25 protein-coding genes and 1 tRNA gene are annotated in these 24,624 nt (G+C 43.8%); 8 read left to right on the forward strand and 18 right to left on the reverse strand.

Going from position 1 to position 24,624, the window contains the following annotated elements; all coding sequences use genetic code 11:
- Positions 1-9: 9 nt before the first annotated feature.
- A complete protein-coding gene (locus tag ICE94_RS03440) occupies positions 10-1,245 on the reverse strand; it encodes an FAD-dependent monooxygenase (protein WP_216148872.1) in 1,236 nt (411 codons plus the stop codon).
- Between the two features lie 19 nt (positions 1,246-1,264).
- Between ICE94_RS03440 and ychF the strand changes: the two genes are divergently transcribed.
- Entirely contained in the window at positions 1,265-2,359 is a 1,095-nt protein-coding gene (gene ychF / locus ICE94_RS03445; protein WP_216148875.1) for a redox-regulated ATPase YchF, read from the forward strand.
- Here ychF and ICE94_RS03450 read toward each other — a convergent pair.
- Positions 2,349-2,612, reverse strand: a complete 264-nt coding sequence (locus ICE94_RS03450; protein ID WP_216148878.1) for a hypothetical protein — start codon at positions 2,610-2,612, stop codon at positions 2,349-2,351. The two genes, ychF and ICE94_RS03450, sit on opposite strands and share 11 nt — an antisense overlap.
- Before the next feature lie 49 nt (positions 2,613-2,661).
- On the opposite strand from ICE94_RS03450, the gene hemA reads away from it, so the two are divergent.
- The 5 genes from hemA to rmuC all read left to right on the forward strand — a co-directional run bounded on the left by hemA (position 2,662) and on the right by rmuC (position 7,591).
- On the forward strand, positions 2,662-3,981 hold the full coding sequence (hemA, locus tag ICE94_RS03455; RefSeq protein ID WP_216148880.1) for a glutamyl-tRNA reductase: 1,320 nt from the start codon (positions 2,662-2,664) through the stop codon (positions 3,979-3,981).
- Positions 3,982-5,061, forward strand: a complete 1,080-nt coding sequence (gene prfA, locus ICE94_RS03460; RefSeq protein ID WP_216148883.1) for a peptide chain release factor 1 — start codon at positions 3,982-3,984, stop codon at positions 5,059-5,061.
- A gap of 6 nt (positions 5,062-5,067) precedes the next feature.
- Positions 5,068-5,922, forward strand: coding sequence for a peptide chain release factor N(5)-glutamine methyltransferase (gene prmC / locus ICE94_RS03465; RefSeq protein ID WP_216148886.1), 855 nt, complete (start codon positions 5,068-5,070; stop codon positions 5,920-5,922).
- Positions 5,923-5,963: 41 nt separating this feature from the next.
- Positions 5,964-6,269: a Grx4 family monothiol glutaredoxin gene (gene grxD / locus ICE94_RS03470; RefSeq protein ID WP_216148889.1), complete on the forward strand. Its 306-nt coding sequence runs from the start codon at positions 5,964-5,966 to the stop codon at positions 6,267-6,269.
- 137 nt (positions 6,270-6,406) lie between these two features.
- Positions 6,407-7,591, forward strand: a complete 1,185-nt coding sequence (rmuC, locus tag ICE94_RS03475) for a DNA recombination protein RmuC (RefSeq protein ID WP_216148892.1) — start codon at positions 6,407-6,409, stop codon at positions 7,589-7,591.
- A gap of 97 nt (positions 7,592-7,688) precedes the next feature.
- On the opposite strand, the gene ICE94_RS03480 is transcribed toward rmuC, so the two are convergent.
- The 8 genes from ICE94_RS03480 to ICE94_RS03515 form a co-directional block, all read right to left on the reverse strand.
- Positions 7,689-8,294: a phasin family protein gene (locus ICE94_RS03480; RefSeq protein ID WP_216148895.1), complete on the reverse strand. Its 606-nt coding sequence runs from the start codon at positions 8,292-8,294 to the stop codon at positions 7,689-7,691.
- A 456-nt stretch (positions 8,295-8,750) separates the two neighbouring features.
- Positions 8,751-8,824, reverse strand: a tRNA-Thr gene (locus ICE94_RS03485).
- Positions 8,825-8,874: 50 nt separating this feature from the next.
- Positions 8,875-9,279: a ClpXP protease specificity-enhancing factor gene (locus ICE94_RS03490; protein WP_216148898.1), complete on the reverse strand. Its 405-nt coding sequence runs from the start codon at positions 9,277-9,279 to the stop codon at positions 8,875-8,877.
- A 19-nt stretch (positions 9,280-9,298) separates the two neighbouring features.
- On the reverse strand, positions 9,299-9,916 hold the full coding sequence (locus ICE94_RS03495) for a glutathione S-transferase N-terminal domain-containing protein (protein ID WP_216148901.1): 618 nt from the start codon (positions 9,914-9,916) through the stop codon (positions 9,299-9,301).
- A 22-nt stretch (positions 9,917-9,938) separates the two neighbouring features.
- Positions 9,939-10,694, reverse strand: a complete 756-nt coding sequence (locus tag ICE94_RS03500; protein WP_216148904.1) for a cytochrome c1 — start codon at positions 10,692-10,694, stop codon at positions 9,939-9,941.
- A gap of 26 nt (positions 10,695-10,720) precedes the next feature.
- Positions 10,721-12,121: a cytochrome bc complex cytochrome b subunit gene (locus ICE94_RS03505; protein ID WP_216148907.1), complete on the reverse strand. Its 1,401-nt coding sequence runs from the start codon at positions 12,119-12,121 to the stop codon at positions 10,721-10,723.
- A gap of 10 nt (positions 12,122-12,131) precedes the next feature.
- Positions 12,132-12,731, reverse strand: a complete 600-nt coding sequence (gene petA, locus ICE94_RS03510; protein WP_216148910.1) for a ubiquinol-cytochrome c reductase iron-sulfur subunit — start codon at positions 12,729-12,731, stop codon at positions 12,132-12,134.
- Positions 12,732-13,107: 376 nt separating this feature from the next.
- Entirely contained in the window at positions 13,108-13,863 is a 756-nt protein-coding gene (locus tag ICE94_RS03515) for a Nif3-like dinuclear metal center hexameric protein (RefSeq protein ID WP_216150906.1), read from the reverse strand.
- A 125-nt stretch (positions 13,864-13,988) separates the two neighbouring features.
- Between ICE94_RS03515 and ICE94_RS03520 the strand changes: the two genes are divergently transcribed.
- Complete coding sequence (locus ICE94_RS03520; RefSeq protein ID WP_216148913.1) at positions 13,989-15,194, forward strand: Do family serine endopeptidase; 1,206 nt, start codon at positions 13,989-13,991, stop codon at positions 15,192-15,194.
- A 96-nt stretch (positions 15,195-15,290) separates the two neighbouring features.
- On the opposite strand, the gene ICE94_RS03525 is transcribed toward ICE94_RS03520, so the two are convergent.
- From ICE94_RS03525 to ICE94_RS03555, 7 genes are all read right to left on the reverse strand, one after another.
- Positions 15,291-15,905, reverse strand: coding sequence for an OmpW family protein (locus tag ICE94_RS03525; RefSeq protein ID WP_216148916.1), 615 nt, complete (start codon positions 15,903-15,905; stop codon positions 15,291-15,293).
- Between the two features lie 160 nt (positions 15,906-16,065).
- Positions 16,066-16,800: an amino acid ABC transporter ATP-binding protein gene (locus ICE94_RS03530; RefSeq protein ID WP_216148919.1), complete on the reverse strand. Its 735-nt coding sequence runs from the start codon at positions 16,798-16,800 to the stop codon at positions 16,066-16,068.
- Positions 16,801-16,807: 7 nt separating this feature from the next.
- On the reverse strand, positions 16,808-17,473 hold the full coding sequence (locus tag ICE94_RS03535) for an amino acid ABC transporter permease (RefSeq protein WP_216148922.1): 666 nt from the start codon (positions 17,471-17,473) through the stop codon (positions 16,808-16,810).
- Positions 17,473-18,240, reverse strand: coding sequence for an amino acid ABC transporter permease (locus tag ICE94_RS03540; RefSeq protein ID WP_216148925.1), 768 nt, complete (start codon positions 18,238-18,240; stop codon positions 17,473-17,475). The genes ICE94_RS03535 and ICE94_RS03540 overlap by 1 nt, the downstream gene beginning before the upstream one ends.
- A 9-nt stretch (positions 18,241-18,249) precedes the next feature.
- The gene (locus ICE94_RS03545; protein ID WP_216148927.1) at positions 18,250-19,140 is read right to left on the reverse strand and encodes an amino acid ABC transporter substrate-binding protein; all 891 of its coding nucleotides are present in this window, start codon (positions 19,138-19,140) and stop codon (positions 18,250-18,252) included.
- Positions 19,141-19,260: 120 nt separating this feature from the next.
- The gene (locus ICE94_RS03550; protein WP_216148930.1) at positions 19,261-20,547 is read right to left on the reverse strand and encodes an OmpP1/FadL family transporter; all 1,287 of its coding nucleotides are present in this window, start codon (positions 20,545-20,547) and stop codon (positions 19,261-19,263) included.
- Positions 20,548-20,686: 139 nt separating this feature from the next.
- Entirely contained in the window at positions 20,687-21,820 is a 1,134-nt protein-coding gene (locus ICE94_RS03555) for a porin (RefSeq protein WP_216148933.1), read from the reverse strand.
- Positions 21,821-22,062: 242 nt separating this feature from the next.
- Between ICE94_RS03555 and ICE94_RS03560 the strand changes: the two genes are divergently transcribed.
- A complete protein-coding gene (locus ICE94_RS03560) occupies positions 22,063-23,697 on the forward strand; it encodes a hypothetical protein (RefSeq protein ID WP_216148936.1) in 1,635 nt (544 codons plus the stop codon).
- 131 nt (positions 23,698-23,828) lie between these two features.
- Here ICE94_RS03560 and tatC read toward each other — a convergent pair whose 3' ends face one another.
- Positions 23,829-24,605 carry a twin-arginine translocase subunit TatC gene (gene tatC / locus ICE94_RS03565; RefSeq protein ID WP_216148938.1) on the reverse strand — a complete coding sequence of 259 codons (777 nt, stop codon included), beginning with the start codon at positions 24,603-24,605 and terminating at the stop codon, positions 23,829-23,831.
- Positions 24,606-24,624: the final 19 nt, after the last annotated feature.

The raw sequence follows: 24,624 nt of genomic DNA on the forward strand, positions 1-24,624 counted from the left end.
CAGTCCTTATTAAGCCAGAGCTTTTTGAATTAACTGGCGTTTTGCAAAATCACTACGATTGAGTAGACGCAAACCCATATTACGTATTCCCTTGAGCACCTCAGAGTCGTGACTGAATAACTTTTGCAGTCGATCAGTCACTAATAAGAGCGCATCTGTATCCCCTTGTCTAGAGCGCTCGTAACGTCTTAAGAGTGTTCGATCATCAATACTTCTAAATGATTCTCTTGCTTCGAATAATTCACCTAAGCTTGCCACGTCTCTGAGACCGAGGTTTAAACCTTGTCCCGCTAATGGGTGCATAACGTGCGCCGCATCACCTAGCAATATGATGCGCGGCGTCATATTGCTCTCATCCTGTGAGGCATTTTTTTGAGAAGCGGTGCCTAAAATTTGCTTGGCGCGAATACGTCGTAGAGGGAAAGGTTGTGGGTCTGTCACTAGAGTGAGTGTTGGGTAATGCTTACGCACACTCTGCTCACCCGCCATCAGTAAATGCTGAGCTAAGGTCTTGGCATCCATCTTGAGGATCTCTTCTGCATGCTCTCTTTGCGCAGACCACACCATTGAGACATAAGAGCCAGCCAGTGGTAGTAATGCCAGAATCTCCCCGCCGGGCAAAAACCATTGATAAGCAGTACCGCGATGAGGCTGTTCAATCGCAAAATTGGCAACGACTGCGGTTTGCTCATAGTCATTCGTGAGCGTTTCAATATTCAGACGCTCACGGGTGGGTGAACGTGCGCCATCAGCGGCCAACATCAACTTCGCTTGATAAGTACTTTTCTCAGTATGGACCTCAATTGAGTCAGTATGCTGCATGAAATCTTTGACCGTGTCGGTAATACGTGTGATGCCTTTTTGAAATTGGGTCGCCAGATCTAGTGTTTTTTCGATATGGCTTGATTCCACAATCCAAGCTAATTGGGGCACGGTCGCGCTGTAGGCTGAAAAATGTAGCTCATCATCAAAACGAGTGCTATCCCCAAAAATACGCATATCCGAGACCACTTGAATACGGGAGTGATCCATAGCATCCCAAACCTGCAATTTAGCGAGTAAGGCTTGCGAACTAGCCGATAAAGCATAAATACGGCTATCCCAGCGGCCAGATTCATTACAATTGAAGCCGGGATCGAAACTGGGTGCAATGTGTAAAACCTGAAGTCCGAGCTGAGCCATGCGCAAAGCTGTGGCTTTGCCGGTAATACCTGCACCGACAACAATAAGATCGTAATTCACCATAACTGGAATAATAAACGCTATGTCTTTGAAATGCGGGATCGTCGGACTACCGAATGTGGGTAAATCCACTTTATTTAATGCCTTAACGAAGGCAGGCATTGCAGCCGAAAACTACCCTTTTTGCACCATTGAGCCCAATGTCGGGGTGGTCGAGGTACCAGATCCACGTTTAGAGAAGTTAGCGGCGATCGTTAAACCTGAAAGAATCCTGCCTGCTGTGGTCGAGTTTGTGGATATCGCTGGTTTGGTTGCCGGCGCCTCAAAGGGCGAGGGTTTGGGTAATCAGTTCTTAGCCAATATCCGTGAAACCGACGCGATTGCCCACGTGGTGCGCTGCTTTGAAGACGGCAATGTGATTCACGTGGCAGGCAAAGTCGATCCTTTAGCCGATATCGGGGTAATTGATACAGAGTTAGCACTTGCTGACTTAGGCACTGTTGAAAAAGCGCAACAGCGTTACAGCAAAGCCGCCAAATCAGGTAACGACAAAGAAGCAATCGCGATGGTGGCAGTGCTGCAAAAGGTTTCCGAGCAACTCAATCAAGCAAAACCAGTACGTGGCCTGAATTTATCTGAAGAAGAACAAAAACTACTCAAGCCTCTCTGTTTGATTACCGCCAAGCCAGTGATGTATGTGGCCAACGTCAAAGAAGATGGCTTTGAAAACAATCCTCATCTAGAAGCGGTCAAAGCTCATGCTGCCCATGAAAAATCTCCCGTGGTTGCGGTATGCGCCGCGATTGAAGCAGAGATTGCCGATATGGAAGATGCTGATAAAGCCGAGTTCTTAGCCGATATGGGTATGCAAGAGCCGGGGCTTAATCGTGTGATTCGAGCTGGTTTTAGCCTGCTCGGTTTACAAACCTACTTCACCGCAGGTGTTAAAGAAGTACGCGCTTGGACGATTCGGATTGGTGATACCGCCCCCCAGGCAGCGGGCGTGATTCATACAGACTTTGAACGTGGCTTTATTCGTGCGCAAACCATTGCTTATGAAGACTACATCACGTATCAAGGCGAAAGCGGTGCTAAAGAAGCGGGCAAGATGCGAGCTGAAGGTAAGGAATACATCGTCAAAGATGGCGATGTGATGAATTTCCTCTTTAACGTATAGCCTGACGGTACAACAGCCCAATGATGATGGCTGCTAGCCCTGCTAGCAGCCATTCTTGTATTTGGCCAGCACGGAACCATTGCAAAGCCTGGCCTAGAGTGCTGAGTGCATAACTAGTAAAAGTGCCTAAAAGTATGGGAATGAGGATTTTTCTGGCAAAACGCTGAAAACGACTGCCTTTGGCAGGTGTTTTACCGGGAAATAGGTAAAAACTAGCCAGACTTGAGCCACCACCAAAGATCAAAAATGCCAAAAAGCCCATAAAACCCCATGAAAAGCCTGAGAAAACTTATAATTTCGCCATGCAGATACTGACGCTAGGCATCAATCATCACACGGCTCCTGTCGAGGTCCGTGAACAGGTGGCATTTTCACCTGAGACGATTCAGCCTGCCTTGCATCATTTGCGTGACCACTTAAGCAGTGTATCGAAATCAACCCTTCCTGAAGCAACTATTTTATCGACCTGCAATCGCACTGAATTGTATTGCGCGGCCAATGATGAAAATCAAGTCGTGGCATCTGATGGTTTAAAAAATTTAACGATTGATTGGTTGGCACGCTCTAAAGGTTTAGATCACTCTGATTTAGCTCCCCATGTTTATGTCTTACCTCAGTCACAAGCTGTACGCCACGCGTTTCGCGTCGCGTGTGGCCTAGACTCGATGGTGGTCGGTGAAACTCAAATCTTGGGGCAAATGAAAGATGCAGTTCGTAGCGCTGATGAAGCTGGCTCACTAGGAACCTATCTGAATCAACTGTTTCAGAAAACATTTCAAGTGGCTAAAGAAGTTCGTGGCACCACTGAGATTGGGGCTCACTCGATTTCTATGGCGGCGGCGGCGGTTCGTTTAGCTGAACGTATTTTTGAAAGCGTTTCACAGCAAAAGGTTCTCTTTATTGGCGCTGGTGAAATGATTAGTCTGTGCGCGACTCATTTCGCAGCTCGCCATCCGCAACTCGTGGCAGTAGCTAACCGGACACTCGAGCGCGGTCAAGAATTAGCTGATGAATTAGCGGAACAAGGACTGAAAACGGAATCTTTTCGCTTAGCCGACTTGCCACAACGATTACATGAGTTTGATATTGTGGTCTCCTGTACTGCGAGCTCATTACCGATTATTGGCTTAGGCATGGTAGAAAGCGCAATCCGTGCCCGTCGTCATCGCCCCATGGTGATGGTCGATTTAGCAGTTCCTCGCGACATTGAACCTGAAATTGCGCGCCTCAATGATATTTATCTGTACACCGTTGATGATCTCGGTGAGATTGTGCAATCAGGCAGTGATTTGCGTAAAGCTGCGATTGGTCAAGCCGAAGCGATTATTGAAACGCGTGTGGCGCATTTTATGCACTGGCTAGAAACGCGCGGCACTGTACCGCTCATTCAAGATCTGCGTCAAAGAGGCGATCATCTAAAAGATTTTGAACTGGAAAGAGCCCGCCGTCTTCTAGCGCGCGGTGAAGATCCAGCCTTAGTCCTCGATCAACTCGCCCAAGGTTTAACTAATAAATTCCTGCACGGTTCTTTGCATGCTTTGCAGCATGCCCAAGGTGAAGAACGCGAAGCCCTCATGAAAATCTTGCCCCAATTATTCCGGGCAAACCCATCCGACAAATAGATGAAACAAAGTATGCGTACGAAGCTCGAGCAGCTTGATGCTCGACTCGAAGAACTCAATGCCCTGCTCGTTCAGGAAGAAATCACGAAGGATATGGACCAATATCGCAAGCTCAATCGTGAGCATGCGGAGATCGGCCCAGTGGTAGAGCATTTTCAGCAATATTTGCAAGCTGAGCGCGATGAAGCAGCCGCTTTAGAGATGCAAAACGATCCTGAAATGAAAGAGTTTGCTGCTGATGAGATTTCTGCAGCGCGTGAACGCATGGCCCAGTTGCAAATTGATTTACAAAAACTGCTACTGCCCAAAGATCCGAATGACGATAAAAATATCTTCCTAGAAATCCGTGCAGGGACAGGTGGCGACGAAAGCGCACTCTTTGCGGCAGATTTATTACGCATGTATACCCGCTATGCTGAGCGTCGGCGCTGGCAAGTTGAGATTGTGAGCACTTCAGAATCTGACTTAGGGGGCTATAAAGAAGTGATTGTGCGTATCGTGGGTCAAGGAGCCTACTCGCGCCTTAAATTTGAATCCGGTGGCCATCGTGTGCAACGTGTACCCCAAACCGAGACTCAAGGCCGTATACATACCTCTGCCTGTACGGTAGCAGTGATGCCTGAAGCCGATGAGATTGAAGATATTCAGATTAATCCAGCCGATTTAAGAATCGATACCTTCCGCGCTTCAGGCGCAGGTGGTCAGCATATTAATAAAACTGATTCAGCAGTCCGTATTACGCACTTGCCTACAGGCACTGTAGTGGAATGCCAAGATGACCGCAGTCAACATCGCAACAAAGAACAAGCGATGAAAGTGCTAGTGGCACGCATCATGGATGCTAAGCGTCGTGAAGCGCACAATAAAGAAGCGGAGACCCGTAAGAGCTTGGTGGGTTCTGGCGATCGTAGCGATCGCATTAGAACGTATAACTTTCCGCAAGGTCGTATTACCGATCACCGTATCAATCTGACACTCTATAAGATTGATGCGATGATGGATGGCGATATTGAAGAATTACTCAATGGCTTGGCCGCTGAACATCAAGCAGAACTGCTTGCCTCTTTGGGTGATAACTAAACATTCATGAGCTGCTTGCGCGAGCTTGTAAAAGAAAGTCCGCTAGGTAGTAGCGATACACGCGCACTACTGAAACATTTAGTAGAAGAGGTACTGCAGTGGCCCAGTAGTGCCCTCATCACACGTGATTTAGAAACTTTGCCTGAATCATTCATCAGCACTTGGCAGAGCTACTGTCAAAGACGCCTAAAGGGTGAGCCTGTAGCTTATATATTAGGTTATCGTGATTTTTACGATATTCGCTTAAAAGTAAGCCCTGCAGTTTTAATCCCCCGCCCCGATACTGAATTACTCGTTGATATAGCTTTGGACTTTTTACAAAAGAAACTGGCGCAGGGGCAAGATTCATTCAAAGTACTTGATCTAGGCACCGGTAGTGGCGCGATTGCTTTAGCGATTGCCTCAACGATTGCCAAAAATGCTCCTCACTCTCAAGTGTGGGCCTGTGACAAAAGTCTAGCCGCTCTGAAGATAGCCCAAGAGAATATGAAAGATCTGGGGCTAAAGAACGTCAAGCTCTTTGAGAGTGATTGGTACAGCGCCTGTGAATCAGAGGTTTTTGACCTGATTGTGAGTAACCCACCTTATATTCGGGCTCACGATGAGCACTTATCTTTGGGCGATTTGCGTTTTGAGCCCCAGAGCGCTCTCACCGATGATGGCGATGGTTTATCCGCCTATCGAGCCATCATCAGCCAAGCCCCCGATTATCTTGTCAATGAAGGCTATATCGTCTTAGAGCATGGCTATGATCAATCGGAGGCTGTCTGTGCTCTGCTGCAATCCCATGGCTTTAGGGATATTGAAGTCCATCATGATTTAGCGGGCATTGCCAGAGCAGCGAGTGGCAGGCTTCGCTAAAATAGAGCCTTATTAATTCATTGCATCATTGAAAGACACTTATGGATACTCAAGCTCAGATTAAATCGATTGTTGAAGGCCACCCTGTGGTGCTCTTTATGAAAGGCACAGCAAAGTTTCCGATGTGCGGTTTTTCTGGCCGCGCCATACAAATTTTGCAAGCTTGTGGCGTTGACCCACACACCGTGAACGTCTTAGAAGACGAGGCGATTCGTCAAGGCATTAAGACTTATGCCAACTGGCCGACAATTCCACAACTCTATGTCAAAGGTGAGTTCATTGGGGGCTCAGACATCATGACCGAGATGTATCAAAGTGGTGAATTACAGCAACTCTTAAAAGCCTAAACAAACGCTTTTACTTCTAAAACGGGCTTTCTTTAAAGCCCGTTTTTATTTGTAACATTTCTCATTCATTTTTTAGAACATCAGGGCTGTTCAACGGTATGATGATTCCATTCCTGGATTAATCATTCTTATTACTTATGATCGAAATATTATTAGCTGTGGCGATTCTGATAGCACTGGGAGCTGGCATTTATGCCCTCAAAGAAAGCCAATTACGTGCCCGTCTAGAAGCTGAATTAGAGGCAGAACGTCGTCAAGCTGCCGAAAAAATAGCCCTCTTGCAATCTTCCACCCAAGAAGCAAAAGACGCCCTATCGAATCAATTTAAGAATTTAGCCAATGAAATCTTAGAAGAGAAATCACGTCGCTTTGCTCTACAAAATCAAGAGAATCTCAATGTGCTCTTAAAACCTCTTTCAGAAAAGTTAAGTGAGTTCCGCCAACAGGTCAATGACACCTACCAAAATGAGGCCAGAGAACGTTTTGCCCTCAAGCAAGAAATCGAGCGTTTAGCAGGCCTGAATTTACAGATGAGCAATGACACCAAGGCGCTGACCAATGCCCTCAAAGGGGAATCTAAGACCCAAGGTGATTGGGGTGAACTGGTTCTTGAAACCATATTAGAAAACTCAGGTCTGCGTAAAGGTGAGGAGTATCTGGTTCAGGATACACAAACGATGGCAGATGGTTCACGTCTACAGCCCGACGTGGTGATTCGTTTACCGGAAGCTAAGCATTTGGTGATTGACTCCAAAGTATCAATCACTGCTTATACGCGTTATATGCAAGCCGATGATGAGTCGCAGAAGAATGCTGAGCTGAGCGCCCATGTGCAATCGATTCGACAGCATATCCAAGGCTTATCTGCGAAGAATTACCAAGATTTATATGCTCTAGGCTCGATTGATTTTGTTTTGATGTTCATCCCCGTTGAGCCCGCCTTCTTGGCAGCTATGCGACATGCCCCTGATATTTATCAAGAGGCTTTACGTAAAAATATTGTTTTAGTTTGCCCAAGCACTCTATTAGCCACCGTTAGAACAGTGGCTCATGTCTGGCGACAAGAGCATCAGAATCGCAATGCCCAAGAAATTGCCCGTCAGTGCGCCAATCTCTATGACAAGTTTGTAGGCTTTGTCGATGATCTTGAAAAAGTCGGGCAGCGCTTAGAGCAAGCTCAAGTTAGTTATGGTGACGCCGTAAATAAACTCAAAACGGGTAAAGGTAATCTCATACGCACGGCTGAGAACGTCAAAAAGTTGGGAGTGAAGCCCAATAAATCTTTACCGAACCAATTGCTCGATACTAGCGACGACGCTTAATCACAGCATTTTTCAGCACATTCATTTTTTGCAATAAAAAAACCCGCTATCGCTAGCGGGTTCTAGTTGGTCTTCTTTCGTTGACCAGGAGGAGATCTTACTTACGTGTACGACGTGCAGCAGGCTTAGCAGCGCGTGTAGCTGGCTTAACAGCAGCAGCTTTAGCTTGGTTAGCAAAACCTTGGAAAGCTTCAACTGCTTGCTCAGCATTTTGCTCAGCAACAGCAGCAGCTTCTTTAGCAGCAGCTTGGAATTGCTCAAAACCTTGCAATGCAGAACCCATTGATGTTTTCAATGCGTTTACAAATACGTCTGAACCTGCTGGAGCGTTTGCTACCAATGTGTCTACCCAGTTCTGTACGCCTACTTGGAATTGCTCGATACGAGCTTCAGCAACTTCTGCCAACTCTACGTTACCTTCGCGAACGATCTTCGCAACAGCACGCTGATGAGCAGCCAATTTTGTGCTCAAAGGAGCCAATACGTCGCTTTGTACTAATGATGCGAGATCAGCAGGATCTTTAGCTGACATTACTTGCTCGAGGTTGTCTTGAGCTTCTTCTAAAACTGCTTTAGTAGCAGCAAAGTTCAAGTCAACGAGCTTTTGTGTACGCTCTACAGCCTTTTGGCCGAGTGCAAATGCTGTGTTGAGGTTTTCACCTTGGATTTCAGCAATTTTTGCTGTGATTTGTTCTTGGTTCATCGTCTTCTCCAAATAGAGGTTGGTGTTAGTTAATTTTTTTGCAGTGCATATATTGCACTGCACAAACTCTATTTTAGGCAGCTTATGTGACTTTTCAAGGACTTTTTGTTGCATTGCATCAAAAAAGTTTATTTTCTTATTATGTGGAATATTTATATTGTTTTTATTGAATAAATTTCTATTTCAGAAAGTTTTTGTCCCCAATTAATAGTGCCGTTATATGGTACTTTTTTACTGAAAATGCACTTTGGGCCAATTTCATGTCGTTTTAAGACCGTTTTATCGACATGTTTTCATGACGTGTCGATAAATGACTCAAAAAACGACACGTTTTCTTGATATGTCGCTGATAGCGACATTAGCTTCTCACTTTTTGAAAATTTCATCCAAGATTGACAGAGGGGCTTCAAGAAAATATAAAAAGAAAAAAGACCTGAAAGTTCAGGTCTTTGAGTTTGGTGCCCCCTGACAGAATCGAACTGCCAATCCATGATTACAAGTCAAGTGTTATACCATTTAACTAAGGAGGCTTTTGAGTGTTTGTTCTTTATTACAGCCACTCGAAGAGCATTATTCTAACCTATTTCACAATCTTTAAGCTAGGCTTTCCTTTGGATGGAATAGCTGGCGTATCAGCTGTGCGGGTAGGCTCTGGGGTGTTTTGTCTTTCAACCGGGAAAGACATACCTTGGCCATTTTCTTTGGCATAAATAGCCATCACTTGGGTGATCGGTACCATGATGTCACGTGGCACCCCTGCAAACCTTGCCTTAAAAGTGATCCACTCATTGTCCATCTGCAATGCCTGACAGGCATCCGGGCCAATATTCAGAACAATTTCTTGATTGTTCACATAATCCATGGGCACCTGGACTTGTTCAGTGACAAATACCGCCAAATAAGGTGTGAAACCGTAGTCCACGCACCATTGATATAGTGCGCGAACTAGGTAAGGTTTATTACTGGGAACGGCAGTAGAGTTCATCGTGCTAACACTCTAGGCGTTAACGACGCATGACCTTCTCAGATGGCGTCAATGCTTCGATATAAGCAGGACGACTAAAAATACGCTCAGCGTATTTCATGAGAGGCGCAGCATTACGAGACAAATCGATTTCGTAATAATCTAAACGCCAGAGTAGTGGCGCAATCGCCACATCAAGCATGGAGAACTCATCACCCAACATATATTTGTTCTTCACAAAAATAGGGGCTAATTGAGTCAAACGATCACGAATCGCTGAACGTGCTTTCTCAAGTACTTTTTCGCTAGGCTTGCCAGAAGCCTTCTCTTGCTCAATGCTGCTGACATGCACGAAGAGTTCTTTTTCAAAGTTGAATAAGAACAAACGTGCACGGGCGCGCGCCACAGGATCAGGCGGCATGAGTTGTGGATGAGGGAAACGCTCATCAATATATTCATTGATGATGTTGGACTCATACAAAATCAAATCTCGTTCGACCAAGATAGGTACTTGGCCGTATGGGTTCATGACAGAGATGTCTTCTGGCTTGTTGAACAAGTCCACATCGCGGATTTCAAAATCCATACCTTTCTCAAACAATACCAAACGGCAGCGTTGAGAAAAAGGGCAGTTCGTGCCCGAATACAGCACCATCATAGGCTTGCTCTCCTAGTTGTAATTATTTGATGTCTTTCCAGTAAGCCTTATTCAGGCCCCAAGCCAAAACAGTAAAGATTGCCAAGAACATCAAAACCCAAACGCCTAAACGCTTACGCTCGAGTTGAGCTGGCTCACCCATCCATTGCAAGTACGCAACTAAATCTGCCATCGCCTCATCAAACTCTTGAGGCTTTAACTTACCCGGTGTGACTTGCTCAAAACCTTTGAATACATGAATGGTTTTGCTGGCATCGTGCGGATCTTTTTCATCGACATACTTAGCGGTACGCACACCTTGTAATTCCCACATCACGTGCGGCATACCGACGCTTGGGAAAGCCATATTGTTCCAACCTGTGGCTTTGGTGTCATCTTTATAGAAAGTACGCAAATAAGTGTAGAGATAATCAACACCCTTTGAACGTGCGATCACTGACAAATCAGGAGGCATTGCACCAAACCATGCTTTCGCATCTTTTGGAGAAATCGCAACCGTCATCAGGTCACCGACTTTGTCGCCTGTGAACAAAAGATTTTGCTTGATCTGCTCATCGGTTAAACCAATATCGCGCAAACGGTTGTAACGCATGCTCACTGCGCCATGACAGTTCAAGCAGTAGTTCACAAACAATTTAGCGCCATGCTGCAAGGCAGCTTGGCTATTAATACGGTCAGGTGCAGTGTCGAGTGGGAAGTTGCTACCACCCGCTTGTGCAGTTGACATCACAGCGACTAAAGCGAAGCCACCGAGGATCTTAGATACAAAGTTTTTCATATTCTTATTCCTTTTGGGTTATCGCATTAGTGCGCTACAAAATTAACACGTGTAGGCACAGGCTTGAACTCACCCATACGGCTCCACCATGGCATCGCTAAGAAGAAAGCAAAGTAAATGATGGTGCCGATTTGGGAGATACGCTCACCCACCGGTGATGGTGGCTGAATACCCAAGTAACCCAATACAACGAAAGCGACCACAAAGACACCATAGATGTATTTATGGAATTGTGGGCGATAACGAATAGATCTAACAGGTGAGTTATCTAACCATGGGAGGAAGAAGAAAATCACTACAGAGCCACCCATTACAACTACACCCCAGAACTTCGCATCAAACAAGAAGAAACCAGCAGCGAGCGCTACGAGTACACCAGCACAAATAGCTTTAGTTTTCTTGCAATCAGTTTCACGAATCACTTTACCCAACAAGATGGCTGCAAAGACCCACATGGGGATCAAGAACTCAGTGGTTGTGGCACGCAACATGGAATAGAACGGCGTGAAATACCAAACCGGTGCAATGTGCGGCGGTGTCTTCAATGGGTCCGCAGGAATGAAGTTGTTAAATTCTAAGAAGTAACCATTCATTTCTGGGGCGAAGAACACGATGAAAGCAAAGATCATCAAGAACACGCCCACACCCATGATGTCATGGACTGAGTAATAGGGGTGGAAAGGAATACCGTCGACTGGTACACCATTCGCATCGAGGTTCTCTTTGATATCAATACCATCTGGATTGTTTGAACCGACTTCGTGCAAAGCCACAATGTGGGCAGCAACTAAACCGATCAAGACGAGTGGTACAGCAATCACGTGGAATGAGAAGAAGCGATTCAATGTTGCATCACTCACCACATAGTCACCACGAATCCATAATGACAAATCAGGACCCACGAGTGGGATGGCAGCAAACAAGTTCACAATCACCTGAGCACCCCAGTATGACATCTGGCCCCATGGCAACAAGTAGCCCATGAAAGCTTCAGCCATTAAGCACAAGAAAATCGCGCAACCGAAGATCCAAACGAGTTCACGTGGTTTTCTGTATGAACCGTAGATCAAACCACGGAACATGTGTAGGTAAACCACAACGAAGAACATCGATGCGCCGGTAGAGTGCATATAGCGCACTAACCAGCCCCATGGAACTTCACGCATGATGTATTCAACAGACTGGAATGCTTTTTCAGCATCAGGCTTGTAATGCATCACTAGGAAAATACCGGTGATGATCTGAATCGCCAAAACCAAAATGGCTAATGAACCAAAGAAATACCAAAAGTTAAAGTTCTTTGGTGCGTAGTATTTCGTGAGGTGACCTTCAATCGTAGCGGTCAAGGGAAAGCGTGAATCAATCCACGCCATCATTTTTTGACCGCGCGTGGCGTTTGCTGGAACTTCTTTTTCTTTAAAAGCCATGTTTTACCCCTTACGCTTTCTTGTCTTCACCAACCAAAATCTTGGTGTCGCTCAAATACATATGTGGCGGAATCTCCAAGTTATCTGGCGCTGGTTTGTTCTTAAATACGCGACCTGCCATGTCGAATGTCGAACCGTGGCATGGGCATAAGAAACCACCTTCCCAGTTATCAGGCAAAGATGGCTGTGCGCCAACTTGGAATTTAGTAATTGGTGAACAACCCAAGTGTGAACAAATACCGACGGCAACCAAGTACTCAGGCTTGATGGAGCGATGTTGGTTACGGGCATACTCAGGTGTTAAATCTTTTGGATTACGCTCTGACTTCGGATCGGCGAGTTCGCCTTCAGTCTTTTTGAGTGATTCAATTTGCTCTGGTGTACGACGTACTACCCATACTGGTTTACCGCGCCACTCAACAGTGCGCATCTCACCAGGTTGCATACCTGTTAAATCTACTTCAACCGGTGCACCTGCTGCTTTTGCTTTTTCAGATGGAGCAAAGGTGCTTACAAGTGGAATGGCAACAGCTGCACCACCCACACCACCTGCAACGGATGTTGCAATCAGCCAATTGCGTCGGCTTTTATCCACAGTTTGATCACTCATGAACTCATTTCCCTTCAGGACCTCTGCTCAAATCAGTATTTGCCCTGATTTTTCTGCGTTGAGGTGTATTTTTATTGACGTCAGTCCAAAATTATAGCGAATCAGGGGTAGCGATTTAAAGCCCAAACTGCAAAAAGTTCTTGTTTTGGCACAAAAAAGTTTCAAATGGCAAAACCAGCTAAGCATTCAATCAATGCTCTTCTTGGCGCAAAGCAGACTATTCCTTGAGGGAAGATCGATTGAGTTGAAAACCCATAGCGATAGTGAAAATGGTGAAAAATGTGAAAAAGTTCAAAAAACCCATTTTTTAGTCTAAAAACAGCTTAAAAAATGCATTTTTCAGCCATTTTTTAGCTTTTTCTATTTTTTCTCTTGGCTAAACCGGATTGGGAATATCAATAAACTCGTGCTCTATATTTAAGGTTTTCTTTAAGTGTTCGCCCAATGCCTGCACCCCGTAACGCTCGGTCGCGTGATGACCTGCACTAATGTAGGCTAAGCCCATCTCTTTAGCAAAATGGAAGGTTTGCTCTGAGACTTCGCCACTGATGTAAGCGTCCACTCCCAATGACAGGGCCTCTTTAATGTAACCTTGTGCTCCACCCGTACACCAAGCAATCTTTTTAATCTTTTGGGCAGGTTCGCCAATGACCAGGGGATCGCGACCCAAACGGCTCGCCAAACTTTTACTCAACTGAATTAGGGTCGTGGGTTTTACCTTGGTAGACCAAATCAAACCATCCATCACCCCAGGCAAAGTATTCGGGCCAGCACCCTGCCAGCCCATCACTTTGGCCAGTTGTGCGTTATTGCCAAGCTGCGGGTGAATATCGAGCGGCAAATGATAGGCCAGTAGATTGATATTGTGATCCAGCAAAAGTTTCATACGAGCATGCAGTTGCCCCACGATACTCGGATCATCGTTTTTCCAAAACCAGCCATGGTGTACCAAAATGGCGTCTGCCTTAGATGCAATAGCGGCTTCAATCAATGCCTTGCTGGCCGTCACCCCTGAAACAATTTTTTGAATCTTCTCTCTACCCTGCACTTGCAGACCATTGGGGCAATAGTCTTTTATTTTGGCAGTTTGTAAAAACTGAGCAAGGTAAGTCACAAGCTCATCACGCTCAATGACTGAAGCAGTCTTCCTTTTCGCTCTTACTTGATTTTTAGTCTGATTACTTGTCTTTTTTGCTGGCATCGCTGGTATTCCCTGCATGGCCCATCTTATTCAATTAAATGGGTTAATCTACGGTTATGACTAAAAGATTATGGCTTCTGTTTGCACAAATTGTCACGCTCTTGTTGGCAGTATTGTTTATCGTGAGCACCTTAAAGCCAGAGTGGCTCTCTGGCATGGGTTATCAAGGCTTGGGTGGGCTTAGTAGTTCCCTGGGTACTGTCACCGTTCGAGAATCTTCAATTGACCCAAGTACTCCCAACCCTGGCTCGTATCACGAGGCCGTGAAACGCTCGATGCCGGCTGTTGTCAATATCTTTACTAGCAAAAATATCCCTAAGCGCCCGCGTGGTCGTGAACGCAACGATAATGCGGCGCCTTTCAATGACCCATGGTTTCGTTACTTTTTTGGCGACCCCAATCAAGCCCCACAGGAAGACTCCGGCAATAGCTTAGGTTCTGGTGTGATTGTGAGTGCTGAAGGTTTAATCTTGACCAATCACCATGTGATTGATGGTGCTGATCAAATTGAAGTCGCCTTGGCTGATGGCAGAAAAGTGAAAGCCACAGTGATTGGCCATGACCCAGATACCGATTTAGCTGTTCTTAAAATCAATATTCCCAATCTACCCACACCAATTACCTTTGGCAAAGTGGAATCTGTTCGTGTGGGCGATGTAGTGCTTGCAATTGGCAACCCCTTTGGTGTGGGGCAAACAGTGACCTCGGGCATTGTGTCTGCATTAGGTAGAGATCATCTAGGTATCAATACTTTTGAAAACTTCATACAAACCGATGCTGCAATTAATCCGGGTAATTCAGGGGGGGCATTGGTTGATACGCGTGGTCACTTAATTGGTATCAATACAGCCATCTACTCTAGAAGTGGTGGCTCAATGGGTATTGGCTTTGCGATACCTGTCAATACAGCTAAGCAAGTGATGGAAGCGATTGTGACCAATGGCTCAGTGACACGTGGCTGGATAGGTGTTGAACCTCAAAACATTACCAAAGAAGTTGCTGAAGCCTTAAAGATCAAAAATGAAGGTGTCTTGATTGTGGGCACATTACAAAATGGACCCGCAGATAAAGCGGGCATCAAGCCAGGTGATGTGCTTAAATCCATTGATGGCAAGGCAGTCAACGATATTACTCAATTACTCAATCGTATTGCTAGCCAAGAACCAGGCAAGAAGATCAAAACGATTGTGAACCGCAAAGGTAAAGATTTAGAGATCGAAGTTCAGGTGGGTAAGAGACCAGGGCCTAAGAGACAGAAGTAGATCCTTTAATGGCTTGGATTTCAAATTTGAAGTTCAAATCTCACAAATAAATGAAGCCACTTGTCGTGGCTTCATTTTTATTAAATTCTAATTAAATTAGAACTTATAAGTCACGCCCACAGATGTAGCGATTGGGCTTAACTTCAATGTACCAGCATTAGCACCTGCTGCTGTGAAAACATCTGTTTTGATATCAATATATTTGACATCCAGATTAATACCCCAGTTTTTGGTCAACATGTAATCAGCACCTGCTTGTAAAGCATAACCAATGCTTGATTTTTCGACATAGTATCCATTGCTGGTGTTATCCACGCCTAAATTACGGCTACCAAAACGTGTGTAATTAAGACCTGCACCCACATATGGCTTAAGTGGGCCAAAGTTAGTGAAATGATACTGAGCCAATAGCGTTGGAGGTAAGGCTGTCACTGTGCCCAAGGACGCAGAACCAGCAAATACTTCAACTCGTTGTGGATAAGATAAAACTAGCTCTGCTGCGATATTGTTAGTGAAGAAGTAGGTAATATCGATTTCAGGAATAATTTTATTATCTGCATTGACGCCAAGCGTTGTAACTGTATTGGTTGTTGAATTATCCCAATTTAGATGGGTAGCACGTGCACGAACCATCCATGGGTTTTCTTGTGCGATGGCATTAAATGACATAGCTGCAAGAGCTACTAAAGCCAATTTATTTAGTTTTTTCATTTTTCTTTCCCTCAAATTAATGTCATTGATTTGACATGTTTGAGGTTAAAGATTTGGCAGTTTTATGACTTGACTTAGGTCAAGTGGGTTTAAGCAGAATTACTAAGTAAATCAGGAATTTGATTCAGGTCAAATTAATGTGCGATCAACTTCTTTAGTGTTAACTGACTAGGATCTTAGATAAAAACTCTTTGGCTCTTGGTGATCGCTCCTCAACATCATCGAAAAATGATTTTGTCGGGCAATCTTCCACAATTTTTCCCTGATCCATAAAGACCACTCGATTGCTTACTTTTTTTGCGAAACCCATTTCATGGGTGACACACATCATGGTCATGCCCTCATTAGCCAGATCAACCATGACATCAAGCACTTCACCCACCATTTCTGGGTCTAAAGCTGATGTAGGTTCATCAAATAGCATGACAATCGGATCCATGCATAAAGCTCTAGCAATGGCTACTCGCTGTTGCTGACCACCTGATAGCTGCCCTGGGAATTTATCTTTTTGCTCAATCAAGCCAACTCTATCCAAGTATTCAACACCTCTTTTTTTTGCTTCATCTTCAGATTTATTGAGTACCTTGATTTGAGCGATGGTGAGGTTATCCATGACTGATAAGTGTGGAAATAACTCAAAATGCTGAAAGACCATACCCACCTGAGATCTAAGCTTGGGTAAATCTGTTTGTTTATTGGTGACCTCAACACCATTAACCGCTATATATCCTTTTTGAACTGGTTCAAGAGCATTGATGGTCTTTATTAGGGTTGATTTGCCAGAGCCTGACGGACCGCAAACAACTACTACTTCACCTTTTTTGACTGTTAATGAGCAATCAGTGAGTACCTGAAACTTGCCATACCATTTAGAGACATCTTTGAGTTCAATCATGTTTTACCTATCGAATGATGGCCACTTTTTGCTGTAAACGCCGCACTAATTGCGACAATGAAAAGCAAATTAAAAAGTAAATAAATGCGGCTGCCAGATAGGCCTCTATAGGTCTACCAAAGTTCTTACCTGCAATCTCGAAACCTTTAAGCATGTCATAAGCGCCAATTGCGTAGACCAAAGAGGTGTCTTGGAACAAGATAATAGTTTGCGTCAGCAGCACAGGAATCATATTTCTAAATGCCTGAGGCAACACTACTAAATACATGTTTTGTGAATAAGTCATACCCAAGGCTTGGCCTGCATATATTTGCCCCTTGGGTATCGACTGAATACCTGAACGCATGATCTCGCAAAAGAAGGCTGCCTCAAAAGCAATAAAAGTGATCTTTGCCGACAGCTCGGCACCAATCGGCTTACCTACAATAAACGGAACTAATAAGAAGAACCAGAGAATAACCATGACCAATGGAATCGATCTCATGGTATTTACATAAATAGAGGCCGGTATTTCTAGATAAGGTTTGCCAGATAAGCGCATCAAGGCCAAGACTGTTCCAAAGAAGATGCCGCCAATTGTGGCAATCACGGTCAGTTCAATACTGAATAAAAAACCATTCAGAATATATTTCTGAATAAGGTCCCAGCTATAGAATGACCAATCCAAGGACATTAATGACCTCCTTGAACAGTAGGTCCGATAAATCCCGGTACTCGCGTTCTTTTTTCAATCAAGCTCATGACACGATTGACTGTGAATGCAGAAATTGCATAAAGCAGAGTGACCCCAAGATAGATTTCAATACCACGAGATGTTTCTTCCTGTGCTTGAAGGGCAAAAAGTGTTAGGTCTGCCACTGATACTGCAAAAGCCACAGAGGAGTTCTTAACGATATTCATCGACTCTGAGGTGAGCGGTGGAATGACAATACGTAATGCCATGGGTAACAGTACAAAACGATAGCTTTGTATCTGTGTCATACCCATGGCCGTTGCCGCATGTCTTTGCCCTTTAGGCAAAGATTCGATACCTGCCCTGACCTGCTCCGCAATACGTGCAGAAGTAAAGAAACCCAAGGCAAAACTAACTAAGATAAAAGAAGGGAAACCTTTCAAAATCGGGAACAGTGCATGCAGCACGTGATACCAGATAAAGACTTGAACTAAGACGGGGATATTTCTGAAGAGCTCAACCCAGGCCGTGGCAAAAGCTCTCAGAATCTTATTTACTAACGAGGAATGATTGAGTGTACGAAGAGTACCTATTGTTACCCCAAAAAAAAGGGCAATAATTAGCCCCGTTGCAGAAACTGCAAGAGTCCACCCCCAGGCAGATAGTAGCCAATCTAAATAGGTAATTTCTCCACCGGTGCCAAAACACACCGGGGAGTAATCTTCTTCAATGGTACTTTTACAAAATACCTGCCAATCCCAAGTCATGTTGGGATTTTATTTCTTGGCGTATTCTTCTGCAGGTTTATCGTTAGGATTAGCCCATGCATCTTTAGTTGACTGAGATAAGGCTAGGCCAATCTTGTTACCTTTTGGTGGAATAGGTTGCAAGAACCATTTATCCCATAACTTGCTCAAGGTACCATCTTTCATCATTACTTTAATGCTGTCATCCACTGCCTTTTTGAAAGCAGGATCATCCTTACGCAGCATAATAGCAATCGGCTCGACAGCAATCACTTCACCAACAATTCTGTAATCGCCTGGATTTTTTGAGTTGGCAATATTTGCAGCCAAGATAGAGCCATCCATCACAAAGGCATCAGCTCGACCAGACTCTAGTAACAAAAAGCTATCAGCATGGTCTTTACCAAATATCTCTTCAAAGTTAACGCCAGTAGCACGCTCATGTTTTCTTAATAACTGAACTGAAGTAGTCCCTGTTGTAGTCGCTACTTTTCTACCATTCAATTGGTTTAAAGACGTAATACCAGAATTAGCCTTGGTTGCGATGCGCACCTCTTCTACGTAAGTGGTGACAGCAAAAGCAACATCTTTCTGGCGAGTTGCATTATTTGTTGTTGAACCACACTCTAGATCAACTGTGCCATTTTGTACTAACGGGATACGGTTTTGTGATGTTACAGGCTGATATTTAATCTCAAGACGATTGAGCTTCAACTGCTTCTGAATATCTGCCAATACTCTTTGACAAACATCCACATGAAAGCCGGCAAATTTACCGTCACCAATCGTAAAAGACAGACCAGAGGATTCACGAACACCCATGGTCACTGATCCGCTGGATTTAATCTTATCCAAGGTGTTGGCTTGGACTAAGCCAGAAAGTAGTAAAGCACCAAACAAAACTGATAATTTTTTATTCATATTGAGCTCCTCGTTGAAGAGTCAAAAACTATCAGATATGCCTAAAAAAAGATAGTAAGTATTTAAACCAATAAAAAACCACCCTATGACTAGGGTGGTTTTAGACACACAAATGACTAGTTAGAATGATTGGGAGTATTGAATACCCATCAACCATGCACTAGATTTATAGCTTCCGTTCACCAAACCTCTATTATCAGAAGCTTGGTTATTATTAACATTAGCGTTCTTGATAAAGACTTTAGCCAAACCGAAATCTACTGCCGAAGTTTTATTCAACTGGTACTGCGAACCAACTGATAGCCAAGTTCTGTCATTGTCAGGTAGAGAGACCAATCTTGTATCAGCGCCTTTCACAGGCGTTTTATCATAAGCCACGCCTGCTTTAAGTTTGATATTTGAGGTGTACTGATAATTGAGACCTAAGGCAAATCTCCAACTATCTTTAAAGTCTGTTGTTAATGTTTGACCTAGGCGAGAATTGGTAACGTTATACACATCTATCTTTGGAATTGAACTCCAACCTGTCCAGGAAATATCACCCAACATTTCAATCTTAGGCGTGTACTTGTGACTGATACTTAAAAACGCCATGTCCGGCAAAGTAACGCCAGCTGTACCCAATCCCGTTCCACCGGCATTAACTAAAGAACCACTATTTCCCGTAACTCCCACAGTGTTTAAGGAGCCATCTAGACCATGTTTAATTTTTGATCTATAAGAAATGCCAATCTTAGTTTTTTGATCTGGCTTGAATAACATTCCTGCGTTCCATCCAAAAGATCCAGAATCTGACAGATCCATTTCGGTCATACCGGTAGTATAGTTTACGGCGTTGCCATTAACAACAGATCCTGTTATTCGCTTATACTTCGCATCAATTTGTTGGTAGTTAATACCGAATCCGACAGATAGTCTGTCATCCAACTTATAAGCCAAAGAAGGATTGAAATTTATTGTTTTAATTTGGAATTCAAGTGCTTGGGCACCGCCAATCCAAGGATTATCATATTTTGAATGTGAGCCAAATGGGGCTCCAATACCAAAACCTAGAGTTAACTTTTGATCTATTTGGTGAGTAAAGTAAGCATTCGGAATAACGCCGATAGTCCCTGCATCACCACCGTTACCAGATAGTTGCGTAGAGCTTGAAGAACCATTACTAAACTTAATACTGGAACTAACAACATTGAGACCTGCTGATACGTTCGTACCTTTTAATTCTGTCATACCAGCTGGGTTGAAGAAAACAGTACTAGCATTATCTGCTACAGCTGCCGACCCAGCATACGCATTTCCAAGGCCGCTAGCATTTTGTTGAAAAATTTGAAAGCCTGCGGCAGATACTGATGCACTAATGAATGTTAACGCACTAGCAACTGCAATCCTGTTTAACTTATATTTCATTACATTCTCCTTTGACATTATTTTATGATTTAAACATAGAACTTCTTTATTTGATCTCGGTATTTGCCCTAAAAGAAAAACCCACTCCGAGGAGTGGGTTTCAATCAAGCTAAATCTAACTGGCTAGGCCAGCGAAGAATTAGAATGAGTGACGTACACCAACTGCCATACCAGTTGATTCAGTCTTGTTAGCACTATTTGATCCAGTACCTTTGATTTCTTGATTACCGTAAATACCATAAACAGTTGTACGCTTACTCATCGCATATGTAGCACCAACTTGGTAACCTGCTACGTCAGATGTTGCTGAGCCTGTGTCACGGTCACCATCAAATGCTGAAGCCCACAACATTGTTTTACCCATTGGTACACGAACACCAATTTCAGTAGCTTTTGTCTTGCCTGTACCAGTCAAAGCACCAGCTGTTGAAAGTTCTTTACGCTCTGTATTCAAAGCAAAAGCTTGAACTGGGCCAAAGTCGTAAGATGCGCTGATTGCACGTACTTTTGTGTCAGCTGTACTATTTGTGCTTGTTGAAGTATCAGATTCTGTTGTAGCAAAACCGTAAGCAGCAGCAAACTTACCTGCTGAATACTTCAAGCTACCACCAACTTCATTTGTAGATACCTCATCAACACCAGTTACGCCTGGCTTTGTTGTTGTGTTAGCCGTTTGTAATTCAGCACGAACACCGTTGAATGATGGTGAAATATAAGTAACTGCACGATCAACGAAAACTGCGTGAGGTCTCATTTTTGCTGAGTTTGTTGAAACACCACTTAAATCGCTAGAATAGATCTGACCAGTAATATTGTTAGCGTTACCAGCTGTACCAGCAACTACTACTGAGTGAATTGACTGTTCTTGACGACCTAAACGCAATGCACCTAACTTAGCATCTTCTAGACCAATCCAGCTATAACGAGCACCAAAACCTGAATTCACAGCTGTACTTGAGCTAGTTGCATCAACAGTTAGACCTGTACCACCAGTTCCAACGTTAACTAGGTCATACTCTAATTGGAAGTTAGCTTTTAAGCCACCGCCAAGATCTTCAACGCCACGGAAACCTAAACGTGATGTTGACAATGCGCCGTCACCGTTACCAGTGTCTTTGATCTTAGCTGTTGTTGTGCCTGATGAAGTTGTTGCTTTGTTCTCAACTTCTGTGTAGCTCATATCCAATACACCGTAAACAGTCACTGAAGACTGAGCTTGTGCTGCTGTTGCAAATGCTGACAAAGCAGCTAATGCGATTAATGATTTTTTCATTCGTAAATCTCCATAAATGTGAAATAAACGTACTCGGCTTCCCGAGGACAGATTGATACTGCATGAGTCTTGTACGTCTTTCTGTGTACTTGTGGGGCTTAGGGGCTTTTTTTCTGTGGATTGATGGTCTTTTTTTTTGTTTTGTTGTATTTTGACAACAAACTCGTTTTATTTTTCTTATTTTCAAGAAAAGATTGGCTTTATCTACATATAAACCCTAGTTTTTATGCTCAAATTGTTGCATGGCAAGCCGTGAATTATTGAAAATTCTTAAATTAGCTCGATCAGGTGATGTTTTTTCACAACATCAATTAGGTCGAATTTATCTTCTTGGTCTTGAAAATACACCTGCTAATTTGCCCAATGCTCTTCTTTGGCTTGAGAAAGCGTCTGTAAGTAGTTCATTTAAAGAAGAATTTTCATTTTTTTTAGCTGAGCATCTACCGTTGGTGGGTCAAGTGCCTGTTTCGTCTCTTGACTTTGCTTTGCGCTCTCTATTGTTATCTTCTCACTCGGGTCATTTGCGTGCTCGCTGGTATGTTTCATTGAGTTTGTTTAACCGGTTATTACTTGAGCGGGATCTTAGTGTTGATACTCCAACTTTATTAGATGGCGTTTCATTTTCTAGGGCTGTTGATATCGCATCCTATTTATCGATCGGTATTCATAGTCGTGATGACTTATTGGTTATGGGTCAACGCTATTTAGAAGAACTCGCTGATTTGGATGGTGAGTTTCAATCATCTGCTAAAGAGTTATTGGTTCAATCTCTACAGTTAGGTTTGTTTGGCCAACAAGATTTGGCTCGTGCGCAGAAGATTCAATCTCACCTTGCCACTGATAGTGTCAGTGGTTTACGACACTTACTCGATCTCTCTAGTGCATTTGATCATGAGCCTAGTGTCTCATTAATGGATGCCCTGAGATCTCACATACCTGAGTTACTACGTTTAAATGACACTTCCTATTTGTCTTTGTACTGGGCAGCTTGGGTTCATCTAGAGAACGAATCCTGTTTAGAGACGGCCGCTGAGTTAGGTCATGCTCGTGCTCGATTGATATTAGGCTTAAGAATGGCGCGATTTTCTGAAGATGAGTTATCGGAGTTTTCTTTATCGAGTGTTGACCTTGGTTTGATACGTATCCCCCCCGGTAAAAATGCGCGCCTTAAGCAAGCGGTATATTGGTTAAAGTTGGCTGCTGGGTCGGGTGAGCGAGATGCGTGGTACGCCTTAGGTTTAATTAATCGTATGCCTCAATACTCTGGGTACAGCGCTGAAGATAGTGATACTTGTTTTGATAAAGCTGCTGATTTAGGTCACCCCTATGCGCAATATCGTAAAGGGGCTAGTCTATGGCGTAAGCGTGAACAGCTGGAAGAAAAGGTGGTCGGTTTACAAGCATCCTATTGGGTATGGCATGCGGCTTCACAAGGAGTGTCTGATGCACGCGTTCTATTATCTAAATTAATGGTGTCTTGCCCCAATGCTGTAGCTAATCGTTGGGCAAAAGAAGCTCTGATTGTTCGTGAATCTCTTGAAAATCTTTCCCATCGCTTCAGTGGCTCCAGTGATTTAATACTCATGGCGCATCGTATCTTAGTAGCCAACCAACTTGATCTATCCCAAGCTGAAATGCTTTTGGTCGATATGCTCACAGTTCAACATGAGCACGGTGCTGTGATTGATATTAGAGAGCACTTACCTCGCTCAAGTCCGAGGTTGATACAGATTGAAACTTTAGAGCAACGTAAAACACTGATGCTTGCCGGGCGTGCTTATGCAGCAGCTTTTAACAAAGAAATTGTGGATGAAGGTAATTTAAGGCAAAGACGCTATCGTTTAGATAAGCTATTTCAGTTACTGGGTATTCAGTAAAGGACTGACTAAATATTAGCCTGACTCTATTTTTTTGTTTTTTGTTTTGTTTTTTCTTATTTCTTTTTTCTTTTTTCTTTTTTGTTATTTCTTGTTTTTTCTTATTTTTTTCTTTTTTATTGTCTTAGTTTTTATGGCTTAGCTTCTTCTGCGTCCTCAGGATCAAGCTTTGGTTCGTAGTATCTTGCAACTAGGATTCCGAGTTCATAGAGTATGCATAGGGGTACTGCTAAGAGTAGTTGTGAGAGCACATCTGGTGGTGTGACGATGGCCGCGATGATAAAGGCGCCAACAATCACATAAGGTCTGATCTCTTTAAGCTTGGCGATTCTGACCATGCCGAGTTTGACAAGTACGACGACTACAACAGGCACTTCAAAAGTAATACCAAAAGCTAAGAAGGTGGTCATGGCAAAGCTTAGGTATTTATCGATATCGGTAGCCATGTCTGCACCTAGGGGGGCGTTGTAGGCTGCCATGAACTTAAAGACGGTTGGAAAAACAATGAAGTAAGCGAAAGCCATGCCAATGAGAAAGAGAATATAGCTACTGCTGACAATCGGAAATACCAAGCGCTTTTCATGGGTGTAGAGGCCAGGGGCAATAAAGGCCCACATTTGATACATGATGACTGGCAAAGCAATCAAGAAGGCCACCAGCATGGTGACTTTCATGGGCACAAAGAAGGAACCTGTGACATCTGTAACAATCATTTTGCCACCATTGGGCAGTGCATCTAAGAGAGGCTTAGCAAAGAGATGGAAGATATCTGGCGCCCAATAAACGAGTCCCAAGAAAATAACTAACAAAGCACCAATCGAGCGAATCAAGCGATCGCGCAACTCAAATAAATGAGTGAGGAAGGTTTCTTGCAGGCCTTCTTCGGGTTGTGGATTGCTTGTGCTCATATAGACTTTTTTGTTCTAG

It is taken from the genome of Polynucleobacter sp. MWH-Loch1C5 (genome assembly GCF_018881775.1).
Lineage (GTDB): Bacteria > Pseudomonadota > Gammaproteobacteria > Burkholderiales > Burkholderiaceae > Polynucleobacter.

What these genes read in the sequence shown, in the direction of transcription:
- ICE94_RS03440 (WP_216148872.1), bottom strand. Translation starts at nt 1,245, where the DNA reads ATGGTGAATTACGATCTTATTGTTGTCGGTGCAGGTATTACCGGCAAA.
- ychF (WP_216148875.1), top strand. Translation starts at nt 1,265, where the DNA reads ATGTCTTTGAAATGCGGGATCGTCGGACTACCGAATGTGGGTAAATCC.
- hemA (WP_216148880.1), top strand. Translation starts at nt 2,662, where the DNA reads ATGCAGATACTGACGCTAGGCATCAATCATCACACGGCTCCTGTCGAG.
- prfA (WP_216148883.1), top strand. Translation starts at nt 3,982, where the DNA reads ATGAAACAAAGTATGCGTACGAAGCTCGAGCAGCTTGATGCTCGACTC.
- prmC (WP_216148886.1), top strand. Translation starts at nt 5,068, where the DNA reads ATGAGCTGCTTGCGCGAGCTTGTAAAAGAAAGTCCGCTAGGTAGTAGC.
- grxD (WP_216148889.1), top strand. Translation starts at nt 5,964, where the DNA reads ATGGATACTCAAGCTCAGATTAAATCGATTGTTGAAGGCCACCCTGTG.
- rmuC (WP_216148892.1), top strand. Translation starts at nt 6,407, where the DNA reads ATGATCGAAATATTATTAGCTGTGGCGATTCTGATAGCACTGGGAGCT.
- ICE94_RS03480 (WP_216148895.1), bottom strand. Translation starts at nt 8,294, where the DNA reads ATGAACCAAGAACAAATCACAGCAAAAATTGCTGAAATCCAAGGTGAA.
- ICE94_RS03490 (WP_216148898.1), bottom strand. Translation starts at nt 9,279, where the DNA reads ATGAACTCTACTGCCGTTCCCAGTAATAAACCTTACCTAGTTCGCGCA.
- ICE94_RS03495 (WP_216148901.1), bottom strand. Translation starts at nt 9,916, where the DNA reads ATGATGGTGCTGTATTCGGGCACGAACTGCCCTTTTTCTCAACGCTGC.
- ICE94_RS03500 (WP_216148904.1), bottom strand. Translation starts at nt 10,694, where the DNA reads ATGAAAAACTTTGTATCTAAGATCCTCGGTGGCTTCGCTTTAGTCGCT.
- ICE94_RS03505 (WP_216148907.1), bottom strand. Translation starts at nt 12,121, where the DNA reads ATGGCTTTTAAAGAAAAAGAAGTTCCAGCAAACGCCACGCGCGGTCAA.
- petA (WP_216148910.1), bottom strand. Translation starts at nt 12,731, where the DNA reads ATGAGTGATCAAACTGTGGATAAAAGCCGACGCAATTGGCTGATTGCA.
- ICE94_RS03520 (WP_216148913.1), top strand. Translation starts at nt 13,989, where the DNA reads ATGACTAAAAGATTATGGCTTCTGTTTGCACAAATTGTCACGCTCTTG.
- ICE94_RS03525 (WP_216148916.1), bottom strand. Translation starts at nt 15,905, where the DNA reads ATGAAAAAACTAAATAAATTGGCTTTAGTAGCTCTTGCAGCTATGTCA.
- ICE94_RS03530 (WP_216148919.1), bottom strand. Translation starts at nt 16,800, where the DNA reads ATGATTGAACTCAAAGATGTCTCTAAATGGTATGGCAAGTTTCAGGTA.
- ICE94_RS03535 (WP_216148922.1), bottom strand. Translation starts at nt 17,473, where the DNA reads ATGTCCTTGGATTGGTCATTCTATAGCTGGGACCTTATTCAGAAATAT.
- ICE94_RS03540 (WP_216148925.1), bottom strand. Translation starts at nt 18,240, where the DNA reads ATGACTTGGGATTGGCAGGTATTTTGTAAAAGTACCATTGAAGAAGAT.
- ICE94_RS03545 (WP_216148927.1), bottom strand. Translation starts at nt 19,140, where the DNA reads ATGAATAAAAAATTATCAGTTTTGTTTGGTGCTTTACTACTTTCTGGC.
- ICE94_RS03550 (WP_216148930.1), bottom strand. Translation starts at nt 20,547, where the DNA reads ATGAAATATAAGTTAAACAGGATTGCAGTTGCTAGTGCGTTAACATTC.
- ICE94_RS03555 (WP_216148933.1), bottom strand. Translation starts at nt 21,820, where the DNA reads ATGAAAAAATCATTAATCGCATTAGCTGCTTTGTCAGCATTTGCAACA.
- ICE94_RS03560 (WP_216148936.1), top strand. Translation starts at nt 22,063, where the DNA reads ATGGCAAGCCGTGAATTATTGAAAATTCTTAAATTAGCTCGATCAGGT.
- tatC (WP_216148938.1), bottom strand. Translation starts at nt 24,605, where the DNA reads ATGAGCACAAGCAATCCACAACCCGAAGAAGGCCTGCAAGAAACCTTC.